The organism is Parablastomonas sp. CN1-191 (assembly GCF_049354825.1).
Classification (GTDB): Bacteria; Pseudomonadota; Alphaproteobacteria; order Sphingomonadales; family Sphingomonadaceae; genus Novosphingobium.
The window spans coordinates 2,460,276-2,472,500 of sequence record NZ_CP186480.1 but is presented as its reverse complement, the minus strand read 5'-3'; the positions used below and the strand labels follow the sequence as shown (position 1 = coordinate 2,472,500).

The window sequence follows — 12,225 nt, the reverse complement described above, 5'->3', positions numbered from 1 at the left end:
CTCACGCTTGAGAATCCACACCATCAACGTCAGGCCTGCATAGAGCCTGCGTTGTCCTAGGTGCGGACGATTAATCTCAGCCAGATTGTGCAATGCGCGCACTACGACCCCTTGAGGAGATCGCAGCCGCTTGCGTTGCGGCATCGATTAAAAAACCCATTCACAATGTCAAAGATGCGGGCAGATCCCGCGTACCGCCGGTTGGCCAAAGCCAGGCCGGCGGAAGTTCGTGTCTTCATCTCTGGAGTAGACCACCCGCGAAGGGTGGTGGAGCCTATCGGGATCGAACCGATGACCTCAAGCTTGCAAAGCTAGCGCTCTCCCAACTGAGCTAAGGCCCCTCGCCGCCGGCCGAAGCCAGGTCGTTGCGAGAGTGGTGGGCTTAGGTGGACTCGAACCACCGGCCTCACCCTTATCAGGGGTGTGCTCTAACCAACTGAGCTACAAGCCCACTCTCACGCCGGACGGGCCAAATGACCGCAGGCGGCAGTTAGCCAGCTCAGGCTAGCAACACGAGCGAAAGCCCGTGTTGATCTCCAGGATGAAGGGACATGAGGACGACGGCATGTTCTTTGGAACGGACGAAGCACTTCCGAGGGCTAGCCCCGGCGCTTTCGGCCAAATCCTTAGAAAGGAGGTGATCCAGCCGCAGGTTCCCCTACGGCTACCTTGTTACGACTTCACCCCAGTCGCTAAGCCCACCGTGGTCGCCTGCCTCTCTTGCGAGTTAGCGCAACGCCTTCGGGTGAACCCAACTCCCATGGTGTGACGGGCGGTGTGTACAAGGCCTGGGAACGTATTCACCGCGGCATGCTGATCCGCGATTACTAGCGATTCCGCCTTCATGCTCTCGAGTTGCAGAGAACAATCCGAACTGAGACGGCTTTTGGAGATTAGCTCACTCTCGCGAGTTTGCTGCCCACTGTCACCGCCATTGTAGCACGTGTGTAGCCCAGCGTGTAAGGGCCATGAGGACTTGACGTCATCCCCACCTTCCTCCGGCTTATCACCGGCGGTTTCCTTAGAGTGCCCAACTGAATGATGGCAACTAAGGACGAGGGTTGCGCTCGTTGCGGGACTTAACCCAACATCTCACGACACGAGCTGACGACAGCCATGCAGCACCTGTGTGTTAGCCAGCCGAACTGAAGAAATCCATCTCTGGAAATCAAACTAACCATGTCAAACGCTGGTAAGGTTCTGCGCGTTGCTTCGAATTAAACCACATGCTCCACCGCTTGTGCAGGCCCCCGTCAATTCCTTTGAGTTTTAATCTTGCGACCGTACTCCCCAGGCGGATAACTTAATGCGTTAGCTGCGCCACCCAAGCACCAAGTGCCCGGACAGCTAGTTATCATCGTTTACGGCGTGGACTACCAGGGTATCTAATCCTGTTTGCTCCCCACGCTTTCGCACCTCAGCGTCAATACTTGTCCAGTCAGTCGCCTTCGCCACTGGTGTTCTTCCGAATATCTACGAATTTCACCTCTACACTCGGAATTCCACTGACCTCTCCAAGATTCTAGCTACCTAGTTTCAAAGGCAGTTCCGGGGTTGAGCCCCGGGCTTTCACCTCTGACTTGAGTAGCCGCCTACGTGCGCTTTACGCCCAGTAATTCCGAACAACGCTAGCTCCCTCCGTATTACCGCGGCTGCTGGCACGGAGTTAGCCGGAGCTTATTCTCCAGGTACTGTCATTATCATCCCTGGTAAAAGAGCTTTACAACCCTAAGGCCTTCATCACTCACGCGGCATTGCTGGATCAGGCTTTCGCCCATTGTCCAATATTCCCCACTGCTGCCTCCCGTAGGAGTCTGGGCCGTGTCTCAGTCCCAGTGTGGCTGATCATCCTCTCAGACCAGCTAAGGATCGTCGCCTTGGTAGGCCATTACCCCACCAACTAGCTAATCCTACGCGGGCTCATCCTTTGCCGATAAATCTTTGGTCCGAAGACATCATCCGGTATTAGCAGTCATTTCTAACTGTTATTCCGAAGCAAAGGGCAGATTCCCACGCGTTACGCACCCGTGCGCCACTAGACCCGAAGGTCTCGTTCGACTTGCATGTGTTAGGCATGCCGCCAGCGTTCGTTCTGAGCCAGGATCAAACTCTCAAGTTTGTGTCACGACACACACGGCACGGAAGCGAACTTCCGCCAACCGCATGCACCGAACTTCAGGAGCCGATACCTGCACTTGTCAAACGTAATGGATACGAAGGACATATGTGGCATCGACTTGGTTACCGGTATCCGGGGCCTGAAGCTCACCGGAACCGGGCGCCGTCGCCCACATGTCCCTTCATCTAAAACCGACAATGTCAAAGAGCCACTCAACGCAAGAGGCGGACAACTAACGTTCCCCGATTAGATACCGGGGGACTGCTGTCCGTTTGTGTTGGCGACCGATGGGTGGAAGCTGCTTTCCAGCGGCTGCTCCCCTTCGGTGAAGCGGCATATATGGGGGGGTCTTGAGTCGGTCAACGCCCTTTTTGCAATTTTATTTCAAAGGCCGTCAAGGCTCTGAAAAGACGAGGTTTTTTCTCTGGAACCAAGTTTTGGTTGGTGAATTGCCCTCGCGCTCCACGATCCTGAAACGGCTGAAAACCGCCGTTTTTCAGCCACTTTGCGTGATTCTCTCGCCGTGCGTCGATCGATCGCGGCGGCGCGTTCATCGATTCTCCTGAACGTTCCGCCGCGCGCGTGGTAAAACGCGTGCAGAGGAGGCATCATGCCCGCACACGTCCTTTACGCCGCGTTGCTCATGGGCGCCGGCGCCGTGCCCGTCGTCGCCGCGCAAAGCGGCGGACAGGCCGCCAGCGAGGTCGACGTGATCGCCGCACGGACCGAGGCCGGCCAGCGCATGACCGTTCCCGTCCGCCTGTCCGAACACGGCCCGTACCGGTTCCTGATCGATACCGGCTCGATGACGACGGTGCTCAGCCGCACGGTCGCCGCCAACCTGGCGATCGCGACCGATCCCAAGAAGGCGTTGCTGGTCGGCGTCGCCGGTTCGCAGATGGTCGACACCGTCCGCATCAACCAGCTCGATCTCGGCCGGCGCAGCTTCTACAATTTGCTCGCCCCGCTGCTCGAGCCCGAGCACATCGGCGCCGACGGTATCCTCGGGCTCGACAGCCTGCAGGGCCAGCGCGTGCTGCTCGACTTCAAGCGCAAGCTGATCGCGGTGGACGATGCCAAGGCGCTGGGCGGCAACGCCGGGTTCGAGATCGTGGTTGTGGCGCGGCGGCGCAGCGGCCAGCTCATCATGACTCACGCCCGGCTCGACGGGATCGATGTGGACGTGGTGATCGACACTGGTGCCGACACCAGCATCGGCAACATGGCGCTGGCCCGCACGCTGGCGCGCAAGCGCGACGTTGCGACCACGCTGACGAGCGTCACCGGCCAGACGGTCGACGCCCGGATCGGTTATGCGCGCGAGCTGGCGATCGACAAGATCAAGTTCCAGAACGTGGCCATTGCTTATGCCGAATCGCCGGCCTTCGCCGCTCTAAAGCTCGACAAGAAGCCGGCGCTGCTGCTGGGCATCCGCGACCTGCGCGCGCTCAACCGGGTGGCGATCGATTTTTCCAGCCGGCGAATCCTGTTCGACGTGCCTTTCGAGATGTAGTCGGACTTCCTAGATAGGGGCGGATGAGCCCGCCCCCCTCCCCGACCCCGGCAGCGCGCCACGATGGCTGGGGCACGCTGCGGCGCTTCCTGCCTTACTTGTGGCCGGACAACGATCCGGGCCTGCGCGCCCGCGTGGTCGGGGCGATGGTCTTCGTGCTGCTGGCCAAGGCGACCACGCTGGCGCTGCCGTTTTTCTACAAGCGCGCGATCGATGCGATGGGCGGCGCGGTCACGCCCACCGCCTTCACCGTTGCGGCGGCGTTCGTGCTGGCGTACGCGCTCGGACGCTTTGCCGGCATCGCCTTCGACAACACCCGCAACATCGTGTTCGAACGCGTGGGCCAGGATGCGACCCGGCGCCTGGCCGAGGACGTCTTCGCGCGCCTGCACCGGCTGAGCCTGCGCTTCCACCTGTCGCGCCGCACCGGCGAGGTTACCAAGGTGATCGAGCGCGGCACCAAGAGCATCGACACGATGCTCTATTTCCTGCTGTTCAACATCGCCCCGACCGCGATCGAACTGACGGCCGTGGCAGTGATCTTCTACTTTCGCTTCGGCTGGGGACTGGTAGCGGCGACGGCGGCGGCGGTCGTTGCCTATATCCTGGTCACCCGCTGGATCACCGAATGGCGCACGCACCTGCGCGAAACGATGAACCGGCTCGACGGGCAGGCGTTGTCGCGCGCGGTCGATTCGCTGCTCAATTACGAGACGGTGAAGTATTTCGGCGCCGAACCGCGCGAGCAGGCGCGCTACGCCGCCGCCACCGGCGCCTATGCCAAGGCCGCGATCAAGAGCGAGAACAGCCTGGGGCTGCTCAACATGGCGCAGGCGCTGATCGTCAACCTGCTGATGGCGGGCGCGATGGCCTATACCGTCTACGGCTGGTCGAAGGGCCGGCTGACCGTGGGCGACGTGGTTTTCGTCAACACGTACCTGACGCAGCTGTTTCGCCCGCTCGACATGCTGGGCATGGTCTACCGCACCATCCGCCAGGGGCTGATCGACATGGCGGCGATGTTCAGCCTTATCGATACCGACATCGAGGTGAAGGACGCGCCCGGCGCGCCGGCGCTGGTGATCAGGCAGCCCACGCTGGTCTTCGACGACGTGGTGTTCGGTTACGAGCCGGAGCGCACGATCCTGCACGGCCTGTCGTTCGAGGTGCCTGCCGGCAGCCAGGTCGCGGTGGTGGGCCCGTCGGGCGCGGGCAAGAGCACGATCGCGCGGCTGGTGTTCCGGTTCTACGATCCCTGGTCGGGCCGGATCCTGATCGACGGGCAGGACATCCGCGAGGTAACCCAAGCGTCGTTGCGCGCCGCGATCGGCATCGTCCCGCAGGACAGCGTGCTGTTCAACGACACGATCGGCTACAATATCGCCTACGGCCGCGACGGCGCCGATGAGGAAACGGTGGCCCGCGCGGTGCGCGGCGCGGCGCTGGCCGATCTGGTCGCGCGGCTGCCCGACGGGTTGGAGACCGAAGTGGGCGAGCGCGGGCTCAAGCTGTCGGGCGGCGAGAAACAGCGCGTGGCGATCGCGCGGACGCTGGTGAAGGACCCGCCGATCCTCCTCCTCGACGAGGCGACCAGCGCGCTCGACACCCGGACCGAGCAGGACATCCTCGCCACGCTGCACCGGGTCAGCACCGGGCGCACCAGCCTGTCGATCGCGCACCGCCTGTCGACCGTCGCCGATGCCGACCGCATCTTCGTTCTGGCCGAAGGGCGCCTGGCCGAGTCCGGAACCCACGCCGACCTGCTGCGCGCCGACGGGCTCTATGCCGACATGTGGGCCCGCCAGGCCAACGAGATCGAGGACCTGAGCGAAGCGGCAGAGTAACCGCTTCGCTGCCGCGGGCGCGATAAGGCCTTGCCGCGGCGAACTTTTCGTGCAGCTTCGCGCAATTCTTCGCGCAAAGGCAGTGTTCATGGCGACAACGGCACCTTCGATCGCACCCGGCGGCGACGTCTTCGGCCAACCCAGGGGTTTATGGGTGCTGGCGGGGACCGAGCTGTGGGACCGCATCTCGTTCCACGGCATGCAGGCGATGCTGGTGCTCTACATGACCGGGGACCTGCTGGTTCACCCCGAGCGGGTGCGCACGATCCTGGGCTTCGGCGCCTATCGCCACGCGGTCGAGGCGATGACCGGTCCGCTGACCGACGTGGCGCTGGCGACACAGACGTTCGGCTTCTACCTCGCCTTCGTCACCGGGCTGCCGCTGCTGGGCGGCTGGGTCGGCGACAAGTTCACCGGGCGCAAGCTGGCCGTGGGCCTTGGCGCGGCGATGATGACCGCGGGGCACTTCTTCCTCGCCTTCGACCCCACGTTCCTGGTCGCGCTGGTATTGCTGATGTTCGGCGCCGGGTTCCTGCGCGGCAACCTGTCGGCGCAGATCAAATCGCTTTATGCCGATGGCGACCCGCGCGAGAGCAACGCGTTCCAGTACTACTACTTCGCGGTCAATTTCGGCGCCTTCATCGCCCCGATCGTGACCACGACGGTCGCGGTGGTGATGGGCTACGGCTGGCATGCCGGCTTCGCGGTGGCGGGCTTCGGGATGCTGATCGGGCTGCTGGTCTATGTCCTGGGCGCTCGCTTCCTGCCCGCCGACGCCGGCGTGCGGCTGGGCCGGGATGCTGCCGCGGCGCCGCGCCAGCCGCTGACCGCGGGGGAAAAGCGCCGCATCTGGGGCCTGTTCGCGATCTGGCCGATCAGCGTGGCGTTCTGGACCGCGCAGTCCCAGATCTGGAACGTCTACAACGTCTGGGTGCAGGATCACATCGACATGCACGTCGGCAGCTTCCAGATGCCGGTGCCGTGGCTGCAATCGCTCGACGGCCTAGCGCCGGCGGTGTTCACCCCGATCACGCTGTGGATCTGGGCGCGCATGGCGCTGAAGGGCCGGGAACCGGACGAATTCGTCAAGCTGTCGTTCGGGGTCACCCTGTTCGGCGTGGCAGTAGCGATGCTGGCGACCGAACCGCTGCTGGCAGGCAGCGGCAAGGGGCCGGTACTGCTGCCGGTGATGTTCCACGTCGTCTCGAACTTCGCCGCGGTGTGGTTCGCGCCGGTCATGCTGGCACTGTTCGCCACGCGCGCGCCGGGTGCCTGGCGCGGCACGCTGATCGGCATCAATTCGCTGGCGGTGTCGGCCGCCAGCCTCATCAGCGGCCGGATGGGCAGCCTCTACGAAAGGGTCAGCCCGAGCGAATTCTGGCTGATCAACGCCGCGGTCTGCTTTGCCGCCGGCGCGCTCGTGCTGGTCGCGCGCGGGTTCTACAAGCGGATGCTGGCGCGCGAGAATGCCGAGGACATCGGCCCGCTGCCGCCCAAGGAAGAGATCGCCACCGATCCCGAGGGCGCGGCGCCCTAGAGGATATACTTCGACAGGTCGGAATCGCCCGCCAGGCTGGCCAGCCGATCGCGCACGTAGGCGGCGTCGATCGTGACGGTCTCGCCCTGGCGGTCCTCGGCCTCGAAACTCAGTTCCTCGAGCAGCTTTTCCATCACCGTCTGCAAGCGCCGGGCGCCGATGTTCTCGACGCTTTCGTTCACTTGCGCGGCGATGGACGCTATTTCGGTCACCGCGTCGTCGGTGACGACCAGGGTCACATTCTCGGTGCCAAGCAAGGCTCGGTACTGTTCGAGCAGGTTGGCGCGCGTGGCCGACAGGATGCGGACGAAGTCCTCTTCGCTCAGGGCCGACAGCTCGACGCGGATCGGCAAGCGGCCCTGTAGCTCGGGCAGCATGTCGCTCGGCTTGGCGACGTGGAAGGCGCCGCTGGCGATGAACAATACGTGGTCGGTCTTCATCGGCCCGTACTTGGTGGCCACCGTCGTCCCCTCGATCAGCGGCAGGAGGTCGCGCTGGACGCCTTCGCGGCTGACCGAGCCGCCGCGCACGTCCGAAACGGCGATCTTGTCGATCTCGTCGAGGAAGACGATGCCATTGGTCTCGGCGTTATGAAGTGCGACGCGGGCCACGTCGTCCTGGTCCATGCGCTTTTCGGCTTCCTCGTCGACCAGCTTGTCCCAGGCTTCCGGCACCTTGAGCTTGCGCCGCTTAAGCGGTGCGCGGCCCATCGCCTTCGACATCATGTCGCTGAGGTTGATCATGCCCACGTTGGCGCCCATCCCGGGCAGCTCGAACGGCATGCTCGGCGCGTCCTCGACCTCGATCTCGACCTCGGTGTCGTTCATCGCGTTCTGGACGATGCGCTCGCGGAACGATTCGCGCGTCGCTTCGCTGGCATTGTCGCCGACCAGCGCCTTGAGCAGCCGGTCCATCGCCGCCTTGCTGGCGGCTTCGCGCACCGCCTCGCGGCGGCGGTCCTTTTCCAGCCGGATCGCTTCCTCGGCCAGGTCGCGGGCGATCTGCTCGACGTCGCGGCCGACATAGCCGACCTCGGTGAACTTGGTCGCCTCGACCTTGACGAACGGCGCCTCGGCCAGCTTCGCCAGGCGGCGGCTGATCTCGGTCTTGCCGCAGCCGGTCGGCCCGATCATCAGGATGTTCTTGGGCGTCACCTCGTCGCGCAGCTCGGGGCTGAGCTTCTGGCGGCGCCAGCGGTTGCGCAGCGCCACTGCGACGGCTTTCTTGGCGTCGGTCTGGCCAACGATATGTTCATCCAGCGCGGCGACGATGGCCTTGGGGGTCAGGTTGTCTTTCATGGGATCTTTCAGACCGTCTCGACCGTCACGCGGTCGTTGGTGAACACGCAGACGCGCGCGGCGACAGCCATCGCCTTGCGGGCGATGACTTCGGCGTCGTCCTCGTAATCGACAAGCGCGAGCGCCGCGGAAAGCGCGTAATTGCCCCCCGATCCGATCGCCGCGACCTCGCCCTCGGGCTCGAGCACGTCGCCGTTGCCGGTCAGCACCAGCAGCGTGTCGGCATCGGCCACGATCATCAGCGCCTCGAGGTTGCGCAAGTACTTGTCGGTGCGCCAGTCCTTGGCCAGTTCGACCGCGGCGCGCAGCAATTGGCCGCCCCCCTTGGCCGATCGGTACGCCTCGAGCTTCTTCTCGAGCCGTTCGAACAGCGTGAAGGCATCGGCGGTGGCGCCGGCAAAGCCGGCCACGACCTTGCCGCCTTCACCCAGGCGCCGCACCTTGCGCGCGTTGGGCTTCATCACCGTGTTGCCCATCGATACCTGGCCATCGCCGGCGATGACGGTCTTGCCGCCCTTGCGCACGCCGATGATCGTCGTCCCGTGCCACTGGACCAGGCCGTGGCTGTTATCCCGCTCGTTCATGAAGCGGGATATGGGAGGGCGGTTTCGCTATTTCCAGATCACTTCCCGATCAGGTGCATGACCAGCGGCGCGGCGGCCAGGCTGGGCGATCCTTCCAGCAGGCGCATAGCCTCGGCGACGCAGCGCTCGGGCCCCTCGTGCGTGACCATGGCGACCAGCACGGCGCCCTCGTCCTCGCTGCGGCCCTTCTGGATCAGGCTTTCGATGGAGACACCGGCATCGCGCATCGCGGCGGTAATCTCGGCCAGCACGCCAGGCCGGTCGGCAACGATGAAACGGATGTAGCTGCGCGACCGGCGGTGCCCGCTGTCGGCCGGGGCCAGCAGCTCCAGCTCCGCCACCGGGACCGAGAACGGCGCCCCCACCTCGCCCCCCGTGCCGCCCTGCCGGGCAATATCGATAAGGTCGGCCACCACCGCGCTGGCGGTCGGCCCGTCGCCGGCGCCGGCGCCCTGGAACAGCAAGCGGCCGGAAAAGTCGCCCTCGGCCACGACCGCGTTGGTCGCCCCGTCGACATGGGCGAGCGGGTGGTCGAGCGGGACGAGGTGCGGCTGGACCCGCTGGAACAGACGGCCGGCTTTCGAACCGCCATCCACCTCGGCGATCCCGATCAGGCGGATGACGTGGCCCAGCGCCCCGGCCTGCGCGATGTCGGCGGCCAGGATGCGGGCAATCCCGGTGGTTTCGACCGCACCGAAATCGATGGCGGTGCCGAACGCGATCGCCGCCAGGATCGCCAGCTTGTGTGCAGCGTCGGTCCCCTCGATGTCGAACGCGGGGTCGGCCTCGGCATAGCCGCGCGCCTGCGCCTCGGCCAGGACGTCGGCGAAATCGCGGCCGCTGTCCTCCATCGCCGAGAGGATGAAATTGCACGTGCCGTTGAGGATGCCGTAAACGCGCTCGACCCGGTTGGCGGCGGCGCCTTCGCGCAGTCCCTTGATGACCGGGATGCCGCCGGCGACCGCGGCCTCGAACGCCAGCGGGACGCGCGCGGCTTCGGCCAGCGCGGCCAGCTCCATGCCGTGATGCGCGATCATCGCCTTGTTGGCGGTGACCACCGCCTTGCCCGCCGCGATCGCCCCGCGCGCCAGCGCCAGCGCCGGGCCATCGGCGCCGCCGACCAGCTCGACCACGACGTCGACGTCGCTGCGCGCGGCCAGCGCCGCCATGTCATCTTCCCAGGCATAGCGCGCCAGGTCCACGCCGCGGTCCTTGCCGCGATCGCGCGCGGTAACCGCGGTAATGACGATAGGGCGGCCGGCGCGGCGCGCGATCAGCGCGGCGTTGGTTTCGACCAGCCGGATCACCCCGGCCCCGACGGTGCCCAGTCCGGCAAGCGCGATCCTCAGCGGCTGAGCCATGGAAACCCCCTGTTTTTGCGCCCGCGCCCCTAGGCCAGTTACGCGGCCATTGCCAGCCGCCGCCCGCAATTAGCCGCGCGTGCGCGTGCAGGGCCCAAGCTGGCCCAGGACGAAGCGGTAATCGGCATCGGCGGCAGCGCGGTCGGCCGCCTCGGGCGACACGTGCGCGCGCGGCGGCAGCGCGGCCGGCAGGCTGCAGGCGAGCCGGTACCACGCCAGCGTATCGTGCGCGGGCGCGCCGGACGCGCCGACCAGTTCGGAGAACGAGGCGGTCCAGGCCGGCTCCGCGCCCGGCTCGCGCGTGACGGTTATCGCCGCCGGCTCGCCCGCGGCGGTGGAGAGAAACAGCTGCGTCTCGCCCTGCCCGGCCAGCGCGCCGCTAACGTGGATCGCCTCTCGCACCCCGCTGATCGCGCCGGGGGCGCCGGCCCTGGCCAGTTCGCCCAGGATCGCGACCACCCGCGGCTCAAGCTCGGGCGTCCACGCCAGCTGCGCGTCGGGGGCGACCAGTTGCAGCTCGCCCGGGCGGCCGGGTACCGGCCTGGCAAACAGCACGACGACCTGCTTCTTCAGCTTGGGCGCCTTGCCTCTGGCGTCCAGCGGCACGTCGACCAGGTATTTCAGGCTTTCGCCCACCGCCGCCGTCCCGAACAGCAGCGCCTGGGTCCGCGCCTCGACATAAAGACGCTGATGCCCTGGCCGCAGACCCGGGGCCCGCGCGGCTTCGACCGGGACGGTGCTGCGGACCTCGGCCCGGATCACCAGCGGCGTGCCATCGGCCAGCTGGGCAATGTCGGCATAGGTGGGGGCCGGCGGCGAAGTGCCGCGCGAATCGGCGCCCTGGGCCGCACCGGCGGCAACAAGCAGGACGGCGGCGATAAGCGGGCGAACGAACATGGGAAAAAAGCCTGTCTGGCGATTGAGCAAGGGTGAGCGGCCGCGTTAGGATATTTCGCGAAATCGGGTCGCACACAATGCTGTGCGCCACTGAATCGCTGGTTAACCGATAAAGCGTTGCGCGGCCAGTTTTTGGCCGCTAATGCTCCCGGAAAAGCAGGCCCGACTATGGATCGGGCTGTCTGGCGGGATTGCGGCGCGGCTTGCCGCTTGCCTTGCCAGGAACTTCCGGCAGGGTGGAAGATTGGGAAGTTTCTTGCGTTCGTTCCGGGGCAGTCCGGGCGAGCGGTCACTCCGGGCTGTTGCCCGGCGCATGAATTAGGAGTGATGCGTCTGAATGGCTTACGCTGACCGACAACAAAGTGGCAGTCGCACGACGGCCCTGATCATCGTTGCCCTGTTACATATCGCGCTCGGTTACGCGCTCGTCACCGGTCTTGCCTATGAAGGGGCTGCGGCCGTGGTCAAGAAACTGACCACCGTCGACATCAAGGAAGAGGTCAAGAAGGACGAGCCGCCGCCGCCGCCGCCCAAGAAGGCGGTTGAGCCGCCGCCGATCGTGGCGCCGCCGCCGCCGATCAACGTGGCCGTTGCCGCTCCGCCGATCCAGACCGTCGCCAGCGCGCCGCCGCCGCCGCCGGTCCCGGTTCAGATCGCCGTCGCTCCGCCGGCCCCGGTTGCCGCTCCGCCGGCCCCGAAGTTCGCCCCGAAGCCGGCAACGCCGAAGGGCAACCCGGCATCGTGGGCCAGCACCGACGATTACCCGACCAACGCCCTGCGGCGTGAGGTCGAGGGGGTCGTCCGGTTCCGCGTCAGCGTCGGCCCCGACGGCCGCGTCACCGGCTGCGAAGTGACCAGCTCCAGCGGCTCCAGCGATCTCGATTCGGCGACTTGCTCGCTCGTCTCGCGTCGCGGCCGCTTCACGCCGGCCACCGACAGCACCGGTGCCGCCGTGGCGGGCAGCTGGCCCAGCCAGGTGCGCTGGCAGATTCCGAAGGACTGAGTTTCGGCTACCCGGTCCCGCCCGCGGGACCGGGCAGTCACCCGTTTCACTTACTTTTGACCCTTACTG

General features: G+C 65.7%; 9 protein-coding genes, 2 tRNA genes and 2 rRNA genes (1 of these 13 cut by a window edge). 4 read left to right on the top strand and 9 right to left on the bottom strand.

From position 1 onward, the window contains the following. The 5 genes from ACOYW6_RS12265 to ACOYW6_RS12245 all read right to left on the bottom strand — a co-directional run. Window positions 1-10 (bottom strand): 23S ribosomal RNA (locus ACOYW6_RS12265) (it extends 2,782 nt beyond the left edge of the window). Between the two features lie 255 nt (window positions 11-265). Continuing rightward, a tRNA-Ala gene (locus tag ACOYW6_RS12260) sits at window positions 266-341 on the bottom strand. A 33-nt stretch (window positions 342-374) separates the two neighbouring features. Further along, window positions 375-451: transfer RNA gene (locus ACOYW6_RS12255), tRNA-Ile, on the bottom strand. Between the two features lie 179 nt (window positions 452-630). Beyond that, a 16S ribosomal RNA gene (locus ACOYW6_RS12250) occupies window positions 631-2,119 on the bottom strand. The 16S and 23S rRNA genes sit together here with 2 tRNA genes alongside, the layout of an rRNA operon. 359 nt (window positions 2,120-2,478) lie before the next feature. Further along, on the bottom strand, window positions 2,479-2,673 hold the full coding sequence (locus ACOYW6_RS12245; RefSeq protein ID WP_423141592.1) for a hypothetical protein: 195 nt from the start codon (window positions 2,671-2,673) through the stop codon (window positions 2,479-2,481). A gap of 56 nt (window positions 2,674-2,729) precedes the next feature. Here ACOYW6_RS12245 and ACOYW6_RS12240 point away from each other — a divergent pair, with 56 nt between their 5' ends. The 3 genes from ACOYW6_RS12240 (at window position 2,730) to ACOYW6_RS12230 (ending at window position 7,013) form a co-directional block, all read left to right on the top strand. Further along, window positions 2,730-3,632 carry a retroviral-like aspartic protease family protein gene (locus tag ACOYW6_RS12240; RefSeq protein ID WP_423141591.1) on the top strand — a complete coding sequence of 301 codons (903 nt, stop codon included), beginning with the start codon at window positions 2,730-2,732 and terminating at the stop codon, window positions 3,630-3,632. Window positions 3,633-3,655: 23 nt separating this feature from the next. Beyond that, window positions 3,656-5,476: an ABCB family ABC transporter ATP-binding protein/permease gene (locus ACOYW6_RS12235; protein WP_423141590.1), complete on the top strand. Its 1,821-nt coding sequence runs from the start codon at window positions 3,656-3,658 to the stop codon at window positions 5,474-5,476. Between the two features lie 88 nt (window positions 5,477-5,564). Beyond that, window positions 5,565-7,013 (top strand): peptide MFS transporter, encoded by a 1,449-nt coding sequence (locus tag ACOYW6_RS12230; protein WP_423141589.1) that lies wholly within the window; start codon window positions 5,565-5,567, stop codon window positions 7,011-7,013. Here the strand turns inward: ACOYW6_RS12230 and hslU are convergent. From hslU to ACOYW6_RS12210, 4 genes are all read right to left on the bottom strand, one after another. After that, window positions 7,010-8,311, bottom strand: a complete 1,302-nt coding sequence (gene hslU / locus ACOYW6_RS12225) for an ATP-dependent protease ATPase subunit HslU (RefSeq protein WP_423141588.1) — start codon at window positions 8,309-8,311, stop codon at window positions 7,010-7,012. The two genes, ACOYW6_RS12230 and hslU, sit on opposite strands and share 4 nt — an antisense overlap. An 8-nt stretch (window positions 8,312-8,319) precedes the next feature. After that, window positions 8,320-8,895: an ATP-dependent protease subunit HslV gene (gene hslV, locus ACOYW6_RS12220; protein WP_423141587.1), complete on the bottom strand. Its 576-nt coding sequence runs from the start codon at window positions 8,893-8,895 to the stop codon at window positions 8,320-8,322. A gap of 38 nt (window positions 8,896-8,933) precedes the next feature. Further along, the gene (locus tag ACOYW6_RS12215) at window positions 8,934-10,256 is read right to left on the bottom strand and encodes a homoserine dehydrogenase (RefSeq protein ID WP_423141586.1); all 1,323 of its coding nucleotides are present in this window, start codon (window positions 10,254-10,256) and stop codon (window positions 8,934-8,936) included. A 69-nt stretch (window positions 10,257-10,325) separates the two neighbouring features. Further along, window positions 10,326-11,153 (bottom strand): hypothetical protein, encoded by an 828-nt coding sequence (locus ACOYW6_RS12210; protein WP_423141585.1) that lies wholly within the window; start codon window positions 11,151-11,153, stop codon window positions 10,326-10,328. 337 nt (window positions 11,154-11,490) lie between these two features. Between ACOYW6_RS12210 and ACOYW6_RS12205 the strand changes: the two genes are divergently transcribed. Then, a complete protein-coding gene (locus ACOYW6_RS12205) occupies window positions 11,491-12,156 on the top strand; it encodes a TonB family protein (RefSeq protein WP_423141584.1) in 666 nt (221 codons plus the stop codon). Window positions 12,157-12,225: the final 69 nt, after the last annotated feature.